We start from the raw sequence: 18,952 nt of genomic DNA, 5'->3' as shown, positions 1-18,952 counted from the left end.
ACGGGCCTTTCGGCCCATTCCCGGTACGGTCTACATGTGTCAGCACAGCGGGCAAGTTCGACGGTGGAGGGTGCTCACCGTTCGATCCACCCCAAAATCCCAGGTGTGCCGTGGTACGCAGCGCTGCTCATCGCCGTGACCGCGACTGCGATCGGCTACGGGATCGACGCTGGTCAGAAGGAACTGACCCACGTCTTCGCAGGCTTCTACATCGCGGGCTGCGTGGCGGCGGTGCTGGCGGTACGCCAGGACGGCATCTTCACCACGATCATTCAGCCGCCGCTGATCCTGTTCGGCGCGGTCCCGGGCGCCTACTGGCTGTTCCACGACGCCAAGGTCGGCCGCCTCAAGGACCTGCTGATCAATTGCGGCTACCCGCTGATCGAGCGCTTCCCGCTGATGCTGGGCACGGCGGGCGTGGTCCTGGCGATCGGGCTGGCCCGCTGGTACTTCGGAAACGCTTACCCGACAAGCACAACGCCGCCGGCCACCCAGGACGCCGCGGGAGGCGGTGTCGCCGTCAAGTCCTTTTTCAACGGCATCGTCGCCAAAGCGCAGTCGGCGCTGCAGTCGGACGCGGACGCCGACGACACCGCGCACGCCGACGACACCACCGATTCCCGCCGCGGCCGCACGTCGGGCGCTTCGTCGCGGACCCGCCGCACGACGCGCACCACCCGCTCCACCACGCGTTCGGCGCGGACCCGCTCGCGGCATTCCCGCGACGCCCTCGACGACGGTTCCGAACCGGCTCAGCGGCCGAGGCGCAGCACCCGCAGCCGCGCATCGTCCCGCGATCACGACGCCGTCGACCCGGCACGTCGCTCCCGCCGCCGGCCCCGGCCGGACGTCGACCCCGACGCGCGTGGCCAATCGCCTCGCGAGCCGCGCACCCGCCGCAGTCCCTACGAGCGGCCCACCCCGCGGAGCAGCCGCTTCGACGGCTTCGAGTCCTACCGGGACAGATACGAGCCGCCCGGCGGCCCGAATTCCGGGGGCCGGCACGAGAGCCGCGATCCCTACGAAGCGTCCTACGAACCGAGGCGCCGGCGGTCCCCGTCGAACGGCTCCGGCGGGACGCATCACCCCATTTCGCAGGTCCGCTACCGGGGCGGCTCGCAAGAACCGCCGCGCGAGCCGCAGACCGAGCGCCGCACCCGCTCACGCACACCGGGACAATGGCCCGCCGAGTCGTGGGAGTACGACGTCTGAGGGGCCGCGCGGCTCAGCGAACTGACCGGATCTCGCGCGGCAGCGCGAACACCAGGGTCTCCTGCGCGGTCGTGACCGGCTGCACCACGTCATAGCCGCATTCGGCCAGCCGCGCCAGCACGCCTTCCACCAGGACTTCGGGGACCGACGCCCCCGAGGTGACGCCCACCGTGGTCACGCCGTCCAGCCACGCCGGGTCGATGTCGTCGGCCCAGTCGACCAGATGCGCGGCCGCCGCCCCGCCCCCCAGCGCGACTTCGACCAGCCGCACCGAATTCGAGGAATTGCGGGACCCCACGACGATCACCAGCTCACATTCGGGTGCCATCGCCTTCACGGCGACCTGCCGGTTCTGGGTCGCGTAGCAGATGTCGTCGCTGGGTGGGTCCTGCAGCTTCGGGAACCGTTGCCGCAGCCGGTCGACGATCTCCATGGTCTCGTCGACCGACAGCGTGGTCTGCGAGAGCCACACCACCTTGTTCTCGTCGCGCACCGTCACGTTGTCCACCGCGGCGACCCCGTCGACGAGTTGTACGTGGTCGGGCGCCTCCCCGGCGGTGCCGACCACCTCCTCGTGACCCTCGTGGCCGATGAGCAGGATGTCGTAGTCGTTGCGGGCGAATCGCCTGGCCTCGTTGTGCACCTTGGTCACCAGGGGGCAGGTGGCGTCGATGGTGTGCAGGTTCCGGTCGGCGGCCGCCGCGTGCACCGTGGGCGCGACACCGTGCGCGGAAAACACCACGATGGCGCCTTCGGGCACCTCGTCGGTCTCCTCGACGAACACCGCACCGGCCTTTTCCAGTGTGGTGACGACGTGGCGGTTGTGCACGATCTCATGGCGCACATACACCGGTGGGCCGTGCTTCTCAAGTGCGCGTTCCACGGTCTCCACGGCCCTGTCGACGCCCGCGCAGTAGCCACGCGGTTCGGCCAGCAGAACCCGCTTGCGGATGGAGTCTTGAGCTACCGATCGCGCTGGTCCTCCCACACGGCCGGGAATCCCCATGTCGATAGTCGGCGGCATGACGTCCAGGGTACTTAGTGCCGGCCCGGGCTTGCCAACTCGCGCCGGCGGGCTTGGACTTAGCCGCCGCTTAGGGCAATCTTGGACCCATGGGCACTGCACCGTATGGCGTTCGGCTGCTGGTCGGCGCGGCAACAGTCGCTGTCGAGGAGACCATCAGGCTGCCGAAAAGCATCCTGATGTACCCGATGACGCTGGCCAGCCAGGCTGCGCACATCGTGATGCGTTTTCAGCAGAACCTCGCCGAGCTGGCGATCAAGGGCGACAGCACCCTGGAATCGATCTTCCCGCCCAAGGACGAGAAACCGGAATGGGCGACCTTCGACGAGGACCTGGACGACGCGATCGACGGGGGATCCGGCGCGGCGCACAACGGCGGTGAGGGCGAGCGTCGGGCCGAGGGCCGCTTCGCGCTGTACTCGGTGGCCGACGCGCACGAAGACGCCGGCGCCCTGACCAACCACGCCCGGCAGTCGAAGGATCCGGCCGCCAAGGCATCGGCCCCGCAACCGGCTGTGGTCGCCGAACTGGACTACACGTCGCTGACGCTGGCGCAGCTGCGGGCCCGTCTGCAGTCGCTGAGCGTCGACGAACTCGAAGCCCTGCTCGCCTATGAGCAGGCCACCAAGGGCCGTGCGCCGTTCGAGACGCTGCTCGCCAACAGGATCACCCGCGCGAACGCGAAGTGACCCCGGCCGTTACCTCCGAACCGAATTCCGCCGAGAACCCGTTTCCGGTGCGCGCGGTGGCCATCCGGGTTGCGGGCTGGATCGACAAGCTGGGCACCGTCTGGGTCGAGGGCCAGCTCGCGCAGATCTCGATGCGGCAGGACGCCAAAACCGTGTTCATGGTGCTGCGTGACCCGGCCGCCGACATGTCGCTGAGTGTGACGTGCCCGCGCGATCTGGTGCTGAGCGCGCCGGTGCAGCTGGCCGAAGGCACCCAGGTGGTGGTGCGTGGCAAGCCGTCGTTCTATACAGGTCGGGGCACATTCTCGTTGCGGCTCAGCGAAATTCGCGCTGTCGGGGTGGGTGAGCTGCTGGCCCGCATCGACCGGCTGCGCCGGCTGCTGGATGCCGAGGGCCTGTTCGATCCTCGGCTCAAGCGACCGATCCCCTTCTTGCCCAACATGATCGGGTTGATCACCGGCCGGGCCAGCGCCGCCGAACGCGACGTGACAACCGTGGCGGCCGCTCGCTGGCCCGGGGTGCGGTTCGCGGTGCGCAACACCGCGGTCCAGGGCCCGGGCGCGGTCGCCCAGATCGTCGAGGCGCTGGGCGATCTCGATCGCGACGCCGAGGTCGACGTCATCGTGATCGCCCGCGGCGGGGGCAGCGTGGAGGACCTGCTGCCGTTTTCCGACGAGACGCTGTGCCGCGCCATCGTTGCGTGCCGCACCCCGGTGATCAGCGCGGTCGGCCACGAACCCGACAACCCGCTGTGCGATCTCGTCGCCGACGTCCGCGCGGCGACTCCCACCGACGCGGCGAAGAAAGTGGTGCCCGATACCGGCGCCGAGCAGCGGGGGGTCGACGACCTGCGCCGGCGCAGCGCGCAGGCGTTGCGCAACTGGGTGGCCCGCGAGCAACGGGCGCTGGCCCAGGTCCGCAGCCGTCCGGTGCTGGCCGAGCCGCTGGCGGCGTTGACGGCGCGCGCCGAGGAGGTGCACCGCGCGCGGTCGGCGATTCGCCGCGACATCGCCCGGCTGGCCGCTAGCGAGAGTGAGCGTGTCGGCCACCTGAGCGCGCGGTTGGCCACGTTGGGGCCGGCGGCCACGCTGGCGCGCGGTTACGCCATCGTGCAAATCACCGTGCAAGCCGTCGGGGCGATCAGCAACCGGGTGCTCCGGTCGGTCGACGACGCCCCGGCGGGCACGCGCCTGCGGGTACGCGTGGCCGACGGCGCGGTGGCCGCCGTCAGCGAGGGAGGGACGGATGGCGGGTAAAGCGAATGGCGGCGGCGACCCTGCCGCCCCGCACGAGGGCGAGTCGATTACACCCATTAGTCATTTGGGTTATGAAGCGTGCCGGGATGAACTGATCGAAGTCGTGCGGCTGCTGGAGCAGGGTGGCCTGGATTTGGACGAGTCGCTGAAATTGTGGGAAAGAGGAGAGCAGCTGGCTAAACGCTGCGAACAACACTTAGCTGGCGCACGCAAGAGAATCGAAGACGCGCTCGCCGCCGGCGGCGCCGAGGACGCCTGAAATCGGAAACCCGGAGGTCGCTGGTGGAAAAATTGATGGCAAACTGGAACACGTTACATTTCTTCGGCTAAGCTAGCCGGACTATGGGTGATGTATCGCTGACGGCCGAACTGGGCCGTGTCCTGGTCACCGGGGGCTCCGGATTCGTCGGCGCCAACCTGGTGTCCACCTTGCTCGACCGCGGGCATCAGGTCCGCTCCTTCGACAGAGTGCCCTCGCCGCTGCCACCACACCCGCAGCTCGAGGTGTTGCAGGGCGACATCACGGACACGGCCGTGTGCGCCCAGGCGGTCGACGGCATCGACACCGTCTTCCACACCGCGGCGATCATCGATCTGATGGGCGGCGCGTCCGTGACCGACGAATACCGGCAGCGCAGTTTCGGGGTCAACGTCGGGGGCACCGAGAACCTGGTCCGCGCCGGGCAGGCGGCCGCGGTGCAGCGCTTCGTCTACACCTCGTCCAACAGCGTCGTGATGGGCGGCCAGAACATCGCCGGCGGCGACGAGACGCTGCCCTACACCAACCGGTTCAACGACCTGTACACCGAGACCAAGGTGGTCGCCGAGCGATTCGTCTTGGGGCAGAACGGGGTCGACGGCCTGTTGACGTGTGCGATCCGGCCCAGCGGGATCTGGGGCCGCGGCGACCAGACCATGTTCCGCAAGCTCTTCGAAAGCGTGATCGCCGGCCACGTCAAGGTGCTGATCGGGCGCAAATCGGCCCGGTTGGATAACTCGTACGTGCACAACCTGATTCACGGTTTCATCCTGGCCGCCCAGCACCTGACGCCCGGCGGCACCGCGCCCGGGCAGGCGTACTTCATCAACGACGCCGAACCGATCAACATGTTCGAGTTCGCCAGGCCGGTGGTCGAGGCCTGCGGGGAGAAATGGCCCCGCGTGCGGGTGAACGGCCCCATGGTACGCGCGGCGATGACAGGTTGGCAGCGGCTGCATTTCCGGTTCGGGATACCCGCACCGCTGCTCGAGCCGCTCGCCGTCGAGCGACTGTATTTGGACAACTTCTTCTCGATCGCGAAGGCGTCGCGGGATCTCGGGTATCAGCCCCTGTTCACCACCGAGCAGGCGCTGTCGGAATGCCAGTCCTACTACGTGGAGATGTTCGACCAGATGAAGCGGAAAGCTTTGACGGACAAGGCATCCGTCTAGCGGAAGCTCACCATCTCGCTGCCCCAGGCCGCGCGGATGTCGGCGTCGACGTCGTGCGCGAGGGCGTCACCGCGGCCGATGATCAGGCAGGAACGGTCGTCGTGTGTGTACGGCGTCCATTCCGGCTCGCCGGGGGGACCCGCGGGCGTGGCGTGCGCGGCGAAGTTGATCCATCGGGTGCGCACCCGCTTGGATACCGCCTTGGCGGTCTTGGCGCCGCCGAGCTTCAGCGTGGGATCCTTGGGCCCGCCGAGATTGCCCCAGACGAACGGCAATTCGGTGGCGTGCGCCGCGCCGACCATCAACAGCCGCAGCAGCGGGGTCGCGTAGTCGAACCGGTACAGATACACCGGCGCCACGCGGGAGTGCCCCTCGGCGAGCCACACCGACGGCATCCGGAAGCCGACGTCGGTCGCGATGCTCAAACTCCTTGCCTTGCGCCGTCTTCGCGAATACGTGGTGCCGATCTGCTCCTCGGTGGGCAACTGCAGATCGGGTTGTTCGGCGGCGATCTGGTCGAACATCGACGTGATCGCGCGCGGAGTGATCGGCACCAGCGCGGACCTCATCAACCGGAAGAGCGCCGCCTCATGCTTGTTGGTACCGATGATCAGCGGGACCGGATGCGAACGGCCCTCTTGGGCCAGCTTGACCGGGTAGTCGCTCAGCACGTCGCCGTCGACTATCGGGACGAACGCCACCCTTCCCGGGTTACGCACCGGCACCTCGTCGAACACCCGTTGTGTCGCGGCCAGAATCGCGGCCATCGGCATCTCGAGCAGTCGACGGGGTTCCGACGGGGCGATGCCGAGCCGGTCGACAAACGCCCGGGCCACCCGGCCGGCGCTTTCGCGGTCGTACACCGAGGTGGCCGGCGAGCTCTGCGCGATCGCCCGGGCGAACAAACCTTCGGCGGCGGGGCTGGCCAGCAGCGTGGTGACGAGCCCGCCCCCGGCGGACTCGCCGAACAGCGTGACCCGCCGCGGATCACCGCCGAAGGCGGCGATGTTGTCGCGCACCCACTCCAGCGCCGCCACCACGTCGCGCAGTCCGACGTTCGAGTCGAAATGCCGCCCCGCGGTGTCGAATGACGACAGGTCGAGAAAGCCGATCACCCCGAGCCGATAGTTGACGGTGACCACGACGACGTCGCCGTGGCCGACCAGCCTGCGGCCGTCATAGAGCGTCTGGCTGCTCGACCCCAGCACGTAGGCGCCGCCGTGCAGCCAGACCAGCACCGGCTTGGCGTCACCGGGCCGGACGTCCGCCGAAGCCCAGACGTTGAGCCGCAAGCAGTCTTCGCCCTGCGGCGCGCCCAAATCCATTGGCATGTTGGGAAATACCGGTTGCGGGCAGGCCGGCCCGAAAGCGGTGGCATCGATGACCTCGGCGCACCGCGCGGGCGGTTGGGGCGCCCGGAACCGCAGCTCGCCCGCGGGGGCCGTCGCGTACCGGATGCCCTTCCACGCCTTAACGCCGCCGTCTTGGATGCCGCGGACCGGGCCGTAGCTGGTTTCGACCACCAGGTCATCGATCGCCATGCGCGCGCACAATCTCCTTCAAGACTCTAGAAAAGGCGTTGCGTGAGGAACTCGACCACTCGCTTACGGGCTTCGTACGCGGGGTGGCCGTCGACTTCGCGGACCTCGTCGGTGAGCACCGAGTGCGCCATCTTGCCGAAACCGTGCTGATTGCCGGCGCCCGAATCGATGTCGATCACCTCGAACGCGTCGCCGAGGCGCTCCTTGAGCGTCACGAACCGCTCGCCGGGCGCCATCTTGTCCTCGCTGAACCGCAAACCCATGGCGCACAGGCCGTCATTGGCGCACCGATCGACCACGGTGGCCAGCTCCGACTCACTCATGCCCGGGTCTCGGCGCCGCGCGGCGCCCAGCGGGAACGGGACCGACGGCTGCGAGAGCACCGGCGCCAGCACGCTGTCGTCGACCGCGGCGGCCAGTGCGAACCCGCCGGTGAAGCACTGGCCGATCACGCCGACGCCTTTGCCCGGCGTCGACGCGTTCAGATCACGCGCCAGCGCGCGCAGGAACAACGCCACCGGCCGCTGCTTGTTCAGCGCGAGCGCCGCGAATTCCCTTGCCACACAGGCCCGCCCGAGGGCAGTCGCAGCGTAACCGGCCGTCTTGGCCTTGCCCGGTTCGCCGAACAGTGACGGCATGGCGACGGTGAGGCCGTTGTCCACCAGGTGATTACCGAGGGCGAGCACGCCGGGATGAATCCCCGGGATCTCGGGAATCAGCACCACCCCGGGGCCGGCGCCCTTGCGGTAGACGTCGTGGGTGTATCCGCCGCCGCTGAACGGTGCCGCCGACCATCCGGACAGATCAGCCTCTGGTGCAGTCACGTTGACAGGGTCCCCTTGGGTGGGCGAGTGGGCTAGCGGCTCGGCAAGGGCGGTTGCGATTGCGTCGCCGCCGCCAGCGTACGGAACTGGTCGGCGTTCCCGGCGCCGGTTACCGCAATCTGGGTGGCGCCGCCCGCAGCGCCCAGGCGGGTCGTCCACACCGGCTCGGCGTCGACGCCGTCCTGGCCGGAACCCTGGTAGACGACCCACCTGGTCCCGTCGACGTCGACCGTTCCGGTCGGGTAGGCCGACGGATGAATCGAGTTGACGAGCTTGTCCTCGTCGGCGTTGCTCTGGGTCAGGCTCAGGTACATGCCGGTCGGACCGATATAGCCGACCACCGAGACCGGCGCGTTCACCCGTTGACCGCTGGCCGGGTCGACCCGCCCACCCTCGATGCCACTGCGGTGGCCGGAGTTGGCCTGCCAGCCGGCGGGCAGCCGCGGCTGGCGGATCGGAAAGCCGAGCGCGGAAGCGTCGGCACGCAGGGCCGCCCCGGCGTCGTAGGACGGGACGGTGCCTCGCTGGCTACCGAGCTGGAACGAGCACATGCCCAGCATGCCCGCCAGCGCAACGCACCCGATCACCAGCGGAATCAGGGACCAGAACATGTCCCGGCCGTCCTGCAGCAGCCGGGGCTTCGCCGGCCTGGGGACCGGGCCGGCCTGCGGAGAGCGCGGGCCGGCTACGTTCCCATCGAGCTGGGCATTCGGCGGCGGCTCCTGCGTCATCCCCCGAGTATCCCAGTTCCAGCGGACCGATCCGCTTCTGGGACAATCACCAACCATGACAGTTGAGGGCGACCGCTCGACCGCCACCACCGGCCGGGCTTCGGCGCAGGGCCGACCGCGCGGTGAGGCACCAGACCGCAACCTGGCCTTGGAACTGGTACGCGTCACCGAGGCCGGCGCCATGGCCGCAGGTCGCTGGGTGGGCCGCGGCGACAAGGAGGGCGGCGACGGGGCGGCCGTCGACGCGATGCGCGAGCTGGTCAACACGGTGTCGATGCGCGGCGTCGTGGTCATCGGCGAGGGCGAGAAGGACCACGCCCCGATGCTCTACAACGGCGAGGAGGTGGGCAACGGCGACGGCGCCGAGTGCGACTTCGCCGTGGACCCGATCGACGGCACCACGCTGATGAGCAAGGGCATGCCCAACGCCATCTCCGTGCTGGCGGTCGCCGACCGCGGCGCGATGTTCGACCCGTCGGCGGTGTTCTACATGAACAAGATCGCCGTGGGGCCCGACGCCGCGCACGTGCTGGACATCACCGCGCCGATCGGCGACAACATTCGCGCGGTCGCCAAAGTCAAAGGGCTGTCCGTGCCGGACATGACGGTGTGCATCCTGGACCGGGCGCGGCACGCGCAGCTGATCCAGGACGTGCGGGACACCGGCGCCCGGATCCGGTTGATCACCGACGGCGACGTGGCCGGCGCGATCTCGGCGTGCCGTCCCGGTTCCGGCACCGACATGCTGGCCGGCATCGGCGGCACCCCGGAGGGCATCATCACCGCCGCGGCCATCCGCTGCATGGGCGGCGAGATCCAGGCCCAGCTGGCCCCCAAGGACGACGAGGAACGCCAGAAGGCGCTCGGCGCCGGCTACGACCTCGACCAGGTGCTGACCACCAGGGACCTGGTGTCCGGCGAGAACGTCTTCTTCTGCGCGACCGGAGTGACCGATGGCGACCTGCTCAAGGGCGTGCAGTACTACCCCGGCGGTTGTACCACGCAGTCGATCGTGATGCGGTCGAAGTCGGGCACCGTCCGGATGATCGAGGCCTATCACCGGCTTTCGAAGCTCAACGAATACTCCGCCATCGACTTCACCGGCGACAGCAAAGCCGCCTACCCGCTCCCCTAACCCAACGAAGAGGAACGCAAATACATGGCCCCGGACGCACAAGACGCCGAATACCGCATCGAGCACGACACCATGGGCGAGGTCCGGGTACCCGCAAAAGCGTTGTGGCGGGCGCAAACCCAGCGCGCGGTCGAAAACTTCCCGATCTCCGGTCGCGGCCTGGAGCGCACTCAGATCCGCGCGCTGGGCCTGCTGAAGGGGGCCTGCGCACAGGTCAACAAGGACCTCGGTTTGCTCGCACCCGAGAAGGCCGACGCGATCATCTCCGCGGCCGCCGAGATCGCCGACGGCAAGCACGACGACCAGTTCCCCATCGACGTCTTCCAGACCGGCTCGGGCACCAGCTCCAACATGAACACCAACGAGGTGATCGCCAGCATCGCGGCCGCCAACGGCGTCACCGTGCACCCCAACGACGACGTCAACATGTCGCAGTCGTCGAATGACACGTTCCCCACCGCGACCCACATCGCGGCCACCGAAGCCGCTGTGCGCCATCTCATCCCGGCGCTAGAGGTGTTGCACGACGCGCTGGCCGGCAAGGCCCGCGAGTGGCACACCGTGGTCAAGTCGGGCCGCACCCACCTCATGGACGCCGTGCCGGTGACGCTCGGCCAGGAATTCAGCGGATACGCCCGGCAGATCCAGGCAGGCATCGAGCGGGTGCGCGCGACGCTGCCCCGGCTGGGCGAGCTGGCCATCGGCGGCACCGCCGTGGGCACCGGCCTCAACGCCCCCGACGGCTTCGGCGCCAAGGTGGTCGAAACGCTGATCGCGTCCACCGGTTTGAGCGAATTACGCACCGCCAGTAACTCTTTCGAGGCTCAGGCCACGCGCGACGGACTGGTCGAGGCTTCCGGCGCGCTGCGCACCATCGCGGTGTCGCTGACCAAGATCGCCAACGACATCCGCTGGATGGGGTCGGGGCCGCTGACCGGCCTGGCCGAGATTCAGCTGCCCGACCTGCAGCCGGGCAGCTCGATCATGCCGGGCAAGGTCAATCCCGTTCTGCCCGAGGCGGTTACCCAGGTCGCCGCGCAGGTGGTCGGCAACGACGCCGCGGTGGCCGTCGGCGGCCTGTCCGGTGCCTTCGAGCTCAACGTCTACATCCCGATGATGGCCCGCAACATCCTCGAATCCTTCAAGCTGCTGAGCAACGTGTCCAAGCTGTTCGCGGAGCGCTGCATCGTCGGGCTCAAGGCCAACGTCGAGCACCTGCGCGAGTTGGCCGAGTCGTCGCCGTCGATCGTGACGCCGCTGAACTCGGCGATCGGTTACGAGGAGGCCGCCGCAGTGGCCAAGCAGGCGCTCAAGGAACGCAAGACGATTCGTCAGACCGTGATCGATCGCGGCCTGATCGGCGAGAAGTTGTCGGTCGAGGAACTCGACCGACGGCTCGACGTCCTGGCGATGGCCAAGGTCAAGCCCGAAGACTGAGCCGGCCGTCATCCGGTGACGGCGGTAGGTCGACGAGAGTAAGGGTGGTTTTCCATGACGGCTCCTCCGAGCGGTCCCTATGGTCAGGGGCCCTACGGCAGCAACCCCTATGGGCAGGAGCCGGATTGGGGTGGCCAGCAGCAGGGTGGCCCCGGCCCTTACCCGCAGGGTGTCCCCTACCCGCCGGGTAGTACGGGTCCCTATCCGCAGGGCGGCCCTTACGCGCCGGGCGGCACCGGCCCGTACCCGCCGGGCGGTACCGGCCCCTACCCGTATCCGCCCCCCGGTGGCGCCCCCTACCCAAATCCGCAGTATCCCCAACCCGCACTGCAGTTTCCGCCTGGCGGCGGCCCGGGCGGGCCCTACCCGCCAGGACCGCCGCCGGGCGGTTCCGGCTCGAAGCTTCCGTGGCTGATCGTGGCCGGTCTGGTCGTGCTGGCGGTCATCGCGCTGGTGGCGACGCTGCTGGTGATGCGAGGCGGCCACGACAACAAGGCGTCCACCGCCCCCGCGACGACGAGCACCTCGGTCGCGCAGCCGAAGAACTCTGCGCAGAACGCGACCGACTGCACCCCGAACGTGTCGGGTGGCGAGATGCCCCGTACCGACTCGATCGCCGCAGGCAAGCTGTCGTTCCCGGCCAGCGCGGCGCCGGGGGGGTGGACGGTGTTCTCCGATGACCAGGGACCGAACCTGATCAGCGGGCTGGGTGTGGCGCAGGACGTGCCCGGCGCCAATCAATGGATGATGACGGCCGAGGTCGGCGTCACCAATTTCGTCTCCAGCATGGACCTTACGGCCCAGGCCACGAAGTTGATGCAATGCATCGTCGCGGGTCCCGGCTACGCGAACGCGCAGCCCACACTCGGGCCGACGAAGACGTCATCGATCACCGTCGACGGCACCAAGGCCGTCCGTGTCGACGCCGACGTGACGATCGCCGATCCCAGTCGCAACGTCAAGGGCGACTCCGTCAGCATCATCGCCGTCGACACCAAGCCGGTCACCGTCTTCATCGGCAGCACACCCATCGGTGACACGGCCTCGGCGGACCTCGTCGGCAAAATCATTGCCGCGCTGAAGGTCTCGAAGTCCTGACGCGCAGCGCGCCCGGCTAACCGGCCGGGCCCGCCGGCGCCGAGATGTGGGTGGCCTCCGACCGCCCGCGCAGCACCGTGGAATAGCACTCGGCCCACTGGCCGCGCTCGGCCTCGCCCGCGGCATCGATAGCGGCCGCCGAGCACAGGATCCGCCGGTCGGAGGTCTTAGCGAGGTCGGCCAGGCGCGCGGCCTCGTTGACGGCGTCACCGATCACGGTGTATTCGTAGCGGTTCTCGGCGCCGATGTTGCCGGCGAACACCCGTCCCGCCGAGACCCCGATGCCGAAATCGACGGGTAGCCGCCGCAGTTGAGAGCCGAGCGCACGGGCGGTCGCCAATGCCGATGAGGCGGGCTCGCTGGTCGGCAATGGCACCCCGAAGACCGCCAGCGCGGCGTCGCCGGCAAACTTGTTGATCAGCCCGTGATGTTCGTCGACGGCGTCCACGACGATCCGGAAGAAGTCGTTGAGCACCTCCGCGACTTCCTGCGGGGGCCGGCTTTCCGCGAGGTGGGTGGATCCCACCAGGTCGATGAAGAGCACCGCCGCCTCGACCACGTCTCCCGACAGGGACGCCCCCTCGGTGAGGGCGCGCTGCGCGACATCGGCCCCGACGTGCCGCCCGAACAGGTCGCGCAGCCGATCCCGCTCGGCGAGCCCGGCCACCATGCGGTTGAATCCCGTTTGCAGACGCCCTATCTGGGACCGTTCGTAGGCCCCCACATACGTCTCCATGCGGCCGTGCTCGATCTCGGCCATCGCGTCGACGACCTCGCCGACCGGATCCGAGATGGACCGCGAGGTCAGCATCATGGTGGGCAGCCCGAGTACCAGCGCCGCAAGCGATACCACAAGAATCGGCCCGTCCAGCGATGCGGACTTCTCGATCAGCCACCCGTAGGAGCGGAGAACGACCAGCGTCGCGATGACGAAGAGGGGGAATGCGCTGCACAGGAACCACAGCAGAACCAGCCGGGCGTATACGCTCGGCACCGCCAGTCGCGGCTCGGCCCCCAGCGTGGCGGCGCGCATGATGGGCCGCAGCGTGCGTTGCGCGAGCAGCATCCCGGTGCCTGCGGCCGCCGATCCGCCGAGGAGCACGCCGAGCACGACGGGCAGCAGCAGCTGCGGCCCGCCAGACAGATTCAGCAGGATGAAGATCCCACCGGTCAATGTCCAGGACGTCACCATGATCGCCGACTGATGCCCGGGCAGCTTCATCACGGCTTCGCGTTGTTGCGGGGAGGGTTCGTCGCCCGCGACGTACCAGCGCGCGGTGGGGGCCAGGCTGACGGCGCCGCCCACCGCGACACTGACGATCCCCAGCACGATGAGCAGCACCACCGTCACCGTGTTCTGCCGCGCGAAATCGGCGTTGGCGCCGACGGATGTGTGGCCCCGCAAGGGAATCAAGATGGCTGCCGCTGCGACGGCGGCCAGAACGTAGGACAGGCTCAGATCCAGCCCGTACTGAAACAGCCACCGTCGGAAAGACTTTGGTTGTTCCTCGGCGGGCTGCCGCGCCGGGCCACGCCATGGTCGCGAAACCCGATCCCGAAGCCAGCTCACGGTGATCACCTTACGAAGGTATCCGCGTGCGGCCCGAAATTTGCTCTAAGCACCGTTGTTAGGCCCGCCGGAGTTCTGCCCGGGGATGTCGGTGATCGGAAAGTTCGGCATCGGTTTCGGCGAGGGCGTGTTGGGCAACGTGGGGATGTCGCCGGGTGGGATGTCGTGCAGGCCGTTGACAGGCGGGCCGTTCTCCCGGCTGCCGTAGCTGCTGCCGGGAGCGCGCGGCCCCAGCAGGTCGCTGACCGTCACCAGCCGGTAACCGTTGGCCTTGAGCACCGGGATGAACTGGTACACCAGGTCGACGGTGCTCGAGTAGGTGCTGTGCAGCAGCACGACGGAGCCCGGCTTGATGTAGGTCATCAGCATGTAGCGCGTCGCCGCCGTGTTGGAGTCGTTCGCCCAATCGAAAGGTATTACATCCCAGAGGATTTCGGCCAGACCAAACTGCCCGGCGGTCTGGCGCACCACCGGGTCTGACAGGCCGCCCGCCGGGCGGTACAGGTTCGGGGTGCGCCCGGTCGCGGCGGTGATCGCGTTGTTGGCCTTGGAGAACTGGGCGGCGATGTCCTCACGCGGGATCGTGGTCATGTTGGGGTGTTCCCAGGTGTGGCTGCCGATCTCCATCCCCGCGTCGGCAATGCGCTTGGCCCCGGCCGGGTTGGCGGCAACCTTGTTGCCGATTAGGAAGAAGGTGGCCTTGGCGTCGTTCTCCTTCAGGATCTGCAGCAACCGCTCGTCGAATGGTCCCGGCCCGTCATCGAAGGTCAGTGCGACGCACTTGACGACCGAGCAGCTCAGGTCGTCGGCACGCGTCACGTGGCCCGTCAGCCCGCCGATCACCAGCACGGCGACGGCCGCCGCCACACCGACCACCGTGCGCCAGTAGCGCCAGGCCTGGGTGTCGGGTCGTTTCGCCACCGTGGAAGTTTATCGAAGTGACGCCCACCCGGGATCGAGCGCGCCGGCCGGCCCCCTCACTGCGGTCCGGCGATCTCCTCGAGCATCTCGGTGACCAGGGCGGCGATCGGCGACCGCTCGCTGCGCAACAGGGTGATGTGGGCGAACAACGGATGGCCCTTGAGCTTCTCGATCACCGCCGCGACCCCGTCGTGGCGACCCACCCGCAAGTTGTCGCGCTGCGCGATGTCGTGCGTCAGCACCACCCGCGATCCGGCACCCAACCTGGACAGCACGGTGAGCAAAACGTTGCGCTCCAGCGACTGCGCCTCGTCGACGATGACGAACGAGTCGTGCAGCGACCGGCCCCGGATGTGGGTCAGCGGCAGCACTTCGAGCATGCCGCGGGACAGCACTTCCTCGAGCACCGCCGGGCTCGCCAGACCCTCGAGGGTGTCGAAGACGGCCTGCGCCCACGGGCCCATCTTTTCGCTCTCGCTGCCGGGCAGATACCCCAGCTCCTGGCCGCCGACGGCGTAGAGCGGGCGGAAGACGACCACCTTGCGCTGGGTGCGCCGCTCCAGCACCGCCTCCAGCCCCGCGCACAACGCGAGCGCCGACTTGCCGGTGCCGGCCTTGCCGCCCAGCGACACGATGCCTACCGACTCGTCGAGCAACAGGTCGAGCGCGACGCGCTGCTCGGCGGAGCGGCCGCGCAGTCCGAACGCCTCGCGGTCGCCGCGCACCAGCTGAACGCGTTTGTCCGCGTTGACCCGGCCCAGCGCGTGTGAGCTGCCGCCGAGTAGCCGAACACCGGTGTGGCAGGGCAGGTCTCGTGCCTCCGCCAGATCGATCTCGCCATCGGTGAACAGCGCGTCGATGTCCTCGGTGGCGGTCTCGATCTCGCGCATCCCCGACCATCCCGAGACGACGACGTCCTGTGCGTGGTATTCGTCGGCGGCCAGCCCCACTGCGGCGGCCTTGACCCGAAGCGGAATGTCCTTGCTGACCAACGTAACTCGCTTGCCTTCGGCCGCGAGGTTGGCGGCGCAGCTCAGGATCCGCGAGTCGTTGCTGTCGCCGCGGAAGCCCGCCGGCAGCACCGAGGGGTCCGTGTGGTTGAGCTCGACGTGCAGCGAACCACCTTGTGTCCCAACGGGAATAGGCTGATCCAGCCGTCCGTGTTCCAGGCGCAGGTCGTCGAACAGACGCAGCGCCTGGCGGGCGAACCAGCCCAGCTCGTGGTGATGGCGTTTGGCCTCCAGCTCGCTGATCACCACCAACGGAACCACCACCTCGTGCTCGGCGAACCGGCTGCACGCCCAGGGGTCGGACAGCAGCACGGAAGTGTCGATCACGTAGGTCCGGATATCGGTCACGTAGCGCTCCTCGAGCGGGATGAGCCCGCGCGGACCCGCACAGGCATGTTGACGGGAACCGCAGCACCAGGACCGGGGCCGGTCCTTCCGTGACGGGAGGTGCCGCCCTGGCAGCAGAGCATGACGCTGACCATCGAGAAACGACGCTACTCCCGTGGCCGCACCCCCGCTGTGCAGGCGCGCCGAGACCCTAACGCGCGCGAAACGACTCCCTAGCTGACGATGAAGCGCCGCAATTCGGGCTCGTCGGCGAGCCCCCATGCGGTGATGCGGTCGGAGATCGCCTGACGCAGCTGCTCCGGGCCGAAAATGCCTGCCTTCTCAACGTTGCGCACCTTGTCCCGGTACGCGTCGATATCGGCGCCCGGCACCTGCAGGTCGGCCGCACGGGCCGCGATCGCCGCGATCGTCTCGTCGCGGGTGTACTCGAGGCAGTGCGCGACGAGGTTGGAGAAGAACAGCTCGTGGCGGCGCTCGTCGCGGGCGATCCGGTCGACGAGGCCGGCCAGGATCGGCTCCTCGAGCTGTGCGGCCAGGTTTTCGCAGAACACGGCGTGGGTGCGTTCGACCAGCGCCATATGCACCAGGATCTCCACCTGCGAGTAGGTGTCGGCGCGGTAGCCCTTCATGACGTACTGGACGCGTGCCTCTTCGTTGGCGGTCGGGTCGACCTCGCGGGTCACCACCAGATACTCGCGCAGCGCGATCGCGTGCAGGTGCTCCTCGGCGGTCCAGCGGCCCAGCCAGCGGCCCCAGTAGTCCTCCAAGATGAAGTGCTCGACCAGCTCGCGGTGGTGCGCGGCGAGGTTGTCCTTGAGCAGCAGCATGATCTCGCAGGCGTCGGTCAACGGCCTCGGCAGCGTCATCGACGACGGGTCCCAGTCGCGTCCACCGAGGAAGGCGAAGTTCTCGCCCCGTTCGAACGGCACGTAGTCGTGCGCGAACCAGAGTTCTTCGGTGGACAGGTGGCGGTCGACGTTCGCTTCGACCACCGGCTCGAGTTCCAGGGTCAGCGCGTTAGCGACAGGTCTTTCAGCCATGAAGTAACTGTAACCGACGGACACAGACGTATGAAACTGCCCGGGTCGTGTCGCGGCCCTCGGCCGGATTAGCGGGCGGCCGGGCTCCACTCCCAGAGCCCCTCGTACGGCGGAGACCTAGAGCGCGAGGCCCGGGTAGAGCGGGTTGGCGTCCAACAGTTCGGCCGCGGCCGCGCTGACCCGTTCGGCGGTGCCATCGACCAGCGAGTACTTGGCCTTGGAGGTACCTTCCGGCTTCGTGTTGGCCAGAACATCGACTATCAGCTCGGCCACCCGGTCGAAGTCCGCCGGACCGAAGCCGCGGGTCGTGAGCGCCGGGCTGCCGAGCCGGATGCCGCTGGTGTACCAGGCGCCGTTGGGGTCGGCGGGGATGGCGTTGCGGTTGGTGACGACGCCGGCGTCCAACAGGGCCGACTCAGCCTGGCGCCCGGTCAAGCCGAACGATCTGACGTCGAGCAGCACGATGTGGTTGTCGGTGCCCCCGGTGACCAGCTGGGCATCGCGCTTGAGGAAGCCGTCGGCCAGGGCCTGGGCGTTGTCCGCAACCCGCTGCGCGTAGGCCTGGAACGAGGGCTGCCTCGCCTCGGCGAGCGCGACCGCCTTGGCCGCCATCACATGCGACAGTGGCCCGCCGAGCACCATCGGGCAGCCCTTGTCGACGGCGTCGGCGTACTCGGGTTGGCACAGGATGAGGCCGCCGCGCGGACCGCGCAGCGACTTGTGCGTCGTCGTGGTCGTGACGTGGGCATGCGGCACCGGATCCTCGTCGCCGGTGAACACCTTGCCCGCCACCAGGCCGGCGAAATGCGCCATGTCCACCATCAGGGTGGCACCGACCTCGTCGGCGATCTCACGCATCGTCGCGAAGTTGACCCGGCGCGGGTAGGCGGAGTAGCCGGCCACGATGACGAGCGGCTTGAATTCACGCGCGGCGGCCGCGACGGCGCCGTAGTCGATGAACCCGGTGTCGCGGTCGGTGCCGTAACTGCGCTGGTGAAACATCTTGCCGGAGATGTTGGGCCGGAAGCCGTGGGTGAGGTGGCCGCCGGCATCCAGCGACATGCCCAGCAACCGCTGGTTGCCCAGCTTGCCGCGCAGCTCCTCCCAGTCGGCCTCGGACAGGTCGTTGACGTGCTTGGCTCCGGCCTCGGCCAGACCGGGCGCCTCGACCCGCGTTGCCAGGATCGCCCAGTACGCGACCAGGTTGGCGTCGATGCCCGAGTGGGGTTGCACGTACGCATGGGGCGCGCCGAACAGCTCGCGGGCGTGCTCGGCGGCGATTCGTTCGACGGTGTCGACGTTCTGACATCCGGCGTAGAACCGATGTCCGATGGTGCCCTCGGCGTACTTATCCGAGAGCCAGGTGCCCATGGTCAGCAGCACGGCCGGCGACGCGTAGTTCTCACTGGCGATCAGCTTCAGCGAACCACGTTGGTCGGCAAGCTCTTTGCGCGTCGCCTCGGCGATGCGAGGTTCGACGGACTCGACGACCTGCAGTGCCGCCTGGTATGCGGCGCTCGCGGTATCCGCGTATTCGGCGCCTGGTGATGTGGTCGAGTTGGCGGTGCGGGTCAAGTCGGCTGACATGAGGACGAGACTAGTCGGCCGACTAACCGACAGCGAGGGCGCTCGCGCTATCCAGCGCCACTTTTAGCCAGCCCAGCCGCCGGGCTCCTGCGCGCTCC

Annotated in this window: 17 protein-coding genes; 8 read left to right on the top strand and 9 right to left on the bottom strand. The window is 68.5% G+C overall.

Translation table 11 applies throughout. The features are described 5' to 3' along the window. Window positions 1-36 precede the first annotated feature (36 nt). Window positions 37-1,212, top strand: coding sequence for a DUF6542 domain-containing protein (locus OQ789_RS23580; protein ID WP_324688592.1), 1,176 nt, complete (start codon window positions 37-39; stop codon window positions 1,210-1,212). Window positions 1,213-1,225: 13 nt separating this feature from the next. Here OQ789_RS23580 and OQ789_RS23575 read toward each other — a convergent pair whose 3' ends face one another. Next, window positions 1,226-2,236, bottom strand: a complete 1,011-nt coding sequence (locus OQ789_RS23575; protein ID WP_324688591.1) for a 4-hydroxy-3-methylbut-2-enyl diphosphate reductase — start codon at window positions 2,234-2,236, stop codon at window positions 1,226-1,228. An 89-nt stretch (window positions 2,237-2,325) separates the two neighbouring features. On the opposite strand from OQ789_RS23575, the gene OQ789_RS23570 reads away from it, so the two are divergent. The 4 genes from OQ789_RS23570 to OQ789_RS23555 all read left to right on the top strand — a co-directional run bounded on the left by OQ789_RS23570 (window position 2,326) and on the right by OQ789_RS23555 (window position 5,612). Beyond that, window positions 2,326-2,925: a lipid droplet-associated protein gene (locus tag OQ789_RS23570; RefSeq protein ID WP_324688590.1), complete on the top strand. Its 600-nt coding sequence runs from the start codon at window positions 2,326-2,328 to the stop codon at window positions 2,923-2,925. Continuing rightward, complete coding sequence (xseA, locus tag OQ789_RS23565; RefSeq protein WP_324688589.1) at window positions 2,922-4,181, top strand: exodeoxyribonuclease VII large subunit; 1,260 nt, start codon at window positions 2,922-2,924, stop codon at window positions 4,179-4,181. Before OQ789_RS23570 ends, xseA begins: the two co-directional genes overlap by 4 nt. Continuing rightward, window positions 4,171-4,440, top strand: a complete 270-nt coding sequence (locus OQ789_RS23560) for an exodeoxyribonuclease VII small subunit (protein WP_324688588.1) — start codon at window positions 4,171-4,173, stop codon at window positions 4,438-4,440. Before xseA ends, OQ789_RS23560 begins: the two co-directional genes overlap by 11 nt. Window positions 4,441-4,523: 83 nt before the next feature. Next, window positions 4,524-5,612 carry an NAD-dependent epimerase/dehydratase family protein gene (locus OQ789_RS23555; RefSeq protein WP_324688587.1) on the top strand — a complete coding sequence of 363 codons (1,089 nt, stop codon included), beginning with the start codon at window positions 4,524-4,526 and terminating at the stop codon, window positions 5,610-5,612. On the opposite strand, the gene OQ789_RS23550 is transcribed toward OQ789_RS23555, so the two are convergent. From OQ789_RS23550 to OQ789_RS23540, 3 genes are read right to left on the bottom strand one after another with little or no spacing between them, the layout of a single operon-like run. Then, entirely contained in the window at window positions 5,609-7,153 is a 1,545-nt protein-coding gene (locus OQ789_RS23550) for a carboxylesterase/lipase family protein (RefSeq protein ID WP_324688586.1), read from the bottom strand. The two genes, OQ789_RS23555 and OQ789_RS23550, sit on opposite strands and share 4 nt — an antisense overlap. 26 nt (window positions 7,154-7,179) lie before the next feature. Next, window positions 7,180-7,977 carry a dienelactone hydrolase family protein gene (locus OQ789_RS23545; RefSeq protein WP_324688585.1) on the bottom strand — a complete coding sequence of 266 codons (798 nt, stop codon included), beginning with the start codon at window positions 7,975-7,977 and terminating at the stop codon, window positions 7,180-7,182. Window positions 7,978-8,009: 32 nt separating this feature from the next. Next, window positions 8,010-8,708, bottom strand: a complete 699-nt coding sequence (locus tag OQ789_RS23540) for a DUF4245 domain-containing protein (protein WP_324688584.1) — start codon at window positions 8,706-8,708, stop codon at window positions 8,010-8,012. Between the two features lie 55 nt (window positions 8,709-8,763). Here OQ789_RS23540 and glpX point away from each other — a divergent pair, with 55 nt between their 5' ends. The 3 genes from glpX to OQ789_RS23525 are packed head-to-tail and all read left to right on the top strand — an operon-like array spanning window position 8,764 to window position 12,378. Continuing rightward, window positions 8,764-9,843 (top strand): class II fructose-bisphosphatase, encoded by a 1,080-nt coding sequence (gene glpX, locus OQ789_RS23535; protein WP_324688583.1) that lies wholly within the window; start codon window positions 8,764-8,766, stop codon window positions 9,841-9,843. A gap of 24 nt (window positions 9,844-9,867) precedes the next feature. After that, a complete protein-coding gene (locus OQ789_RS23530) occupies window positions 9,868-11,280 on the top strand; it encodes a class II fumarate hydratase (protein WP_324688582.1) in 1,413 nt (470 codons plus the stop codon). Between the two features lie 54 nt (window positions 11,281-11,334). Next, complete coding sequence (locus tag OQ789_RS23525; RefSeq protein ID WP_324688581.1) at window positions 11,335-12,378, top strand: hypothetical protein; 1,044 nt, start codon at window positions 11,335-11,337, stop codon at window positions 12,376-12,378. Window positions 12,379-12,394: 16 nt separating this feature from the next. Here the strand turns inward: OQ789_RS23525 and OQ789_RS23520 are convergent, their stop codons facing one another. From OQ789_RS23520 to OQ789_RS23500, 5 genes are all read right to left on the bottom strand, one after another. Beyond that, window positions 12,395-13,837 (bottom strand): adenylate/guanylate cyclase domain-containing protein, encoded by a 1,443-nt coding sequence (locus OQ789_RS23520; RefSeq protein WP_324688613.1) that lies wholly within the window; start codon window positions 13,835-13,837, stop codon window positions 12,395-12,397. A gap of 156 nt (window positions 13,838-13,993) precedes the next feature. Then, window positions 13,994-14,869: a polysaccharide deacetylase family protein gene (locus OQ789_RS23515; protein WP_324688580.1), complete on the bottom strand. Its 876-nt coding sequence runs from the start codon at window positions 14,867-14,869 to the stop codon at window positions 13,994-13,996. Between the two features lie 56 nt (window positions 14,870-14,925). Next, the gene (locus tag OQ789_RS23510) at window positions 14,926-16,227 is read right to left on the bottom strand and encodes a PhoH family protein (RefSeq protein WP_324688579.1); all 1,302 of its coding nucleotides are present in this window, start codon (window positions 16,225-16,227) and stop codon (window positions 14,926-14,928) included. Window positions 16,228-16,439: 212 nt separating this feature from the next. Continuing rightward, window positions 16,440-17,267: an acyl-ACP desaturase gene (locus tag OQ789_RS23505; protein WP_324688578.1), complete on the bottom strand. Its 828-nt coding sequence runs from the start codon at window positions 17,265-17,267 to the stop codon at window positions 16,440-16,442. 117 nt (window positions 17,268-17,384) lie between these two features. Next, window positions 17,385-18,854: a glycine hydroxymethyltransferase gene (locus OQ789_RS23500; protein WP_324688577.1), complete on the bottom strand. Its 1,470-nt coding sequence runs from the start codon at window positions 18,852-18,854 to the stop codon at window positions 17,385-17,387. Window positions 18,855-18,952: the final 98 nt, after the last annotated feature.

Origin of the sequence: Mycobacterium sp. 94-17 (assembly GCF_035617725.1) — a bacterium.
Classification (GTDB): Bacteria; Actinomycetota; Actinomycetes; order Mycobacteriales; family Mycobacteriaceae; genus Mycobacterium.
This window is presented reverse-complemented; position numbering and strand designations above follow the sequence as displayed.

Coding starts and splice junctions, on each gene's coding strand:
- OQ789_RS23540 (WP_324688584.1), bottom strand. CDS start 8,708: ATGACGCAGGAGCCGCCGCCGAATGCCCAGCTCGATGGGAACGTAGCC.
- OQ789_RS23555 (WP_324688587.1), top strand. CDS start 4,524: ATGGGTGATGTATCGCTGACGGCCGAACTGGGCCGTGTCCTGGTCACC.
- OQ789_RS23500 (WP_324688577.1), bottom strand. CDS start 18,854: ATGTCAGCCGACTTGACCCGCACCGCCAACTCGACCACATCACCAGGC.
- glpX (WP_324688583.1), top strand. CDS start 8,764: ATGACAGTTGAGGGCGACCGCTCGACCGCCACCACCGGCCGGGCTTCG.
- OQ789_RS23570 (WP_324688590.1), top strand. CDS start 2,326: ATGGGCACTGCACCGTATGGCGTTCGGCTGCTGGTCGGCGCGGCAACA.
- OQ789_RS23550 (WP_324688586.1), bottom strand. CDS start 7,153: ATGGCGATCGATGACCTGGTGGTCGAAACCAGCTACGGCCCGGTCCGC.
- OQ789_RS23525 (WP_324688581.1), top strand. CDS start 11,335: ATGACGGCTCCTCCGAGCGGTCCCTATGGTCAGGGGCCCTACGGCAGC.
- OQ789_RS23575 (WP_324688591.1), bottom strand. CDS start 2,236: ATGCCGCCGACTATCGACATGGGGATTCCCGGCCGTGTGGGAGGACCA.
- OQ789_RS23505 (WP_324688578.1), bottom strand. CDS start 17,267: ATGGCTGAAAGACCTGTCGCTAACGCGCTGACCCTGGAACTCGAGCCG.
- OQ789_RS23560 (WP_324688588.1), top strand. CDS start 4,171: ATGGCGGGTAAAGCGAATGGCGGCGGCGACCCTGCCGCCCCGCACGAG.
- OQ789_RS23530 (WP_324688582.1), top strand. CDS start 9,868: ATGGCCCCGGACGCACAAGACGCCGAATACCGCATCGAGCACGACACC.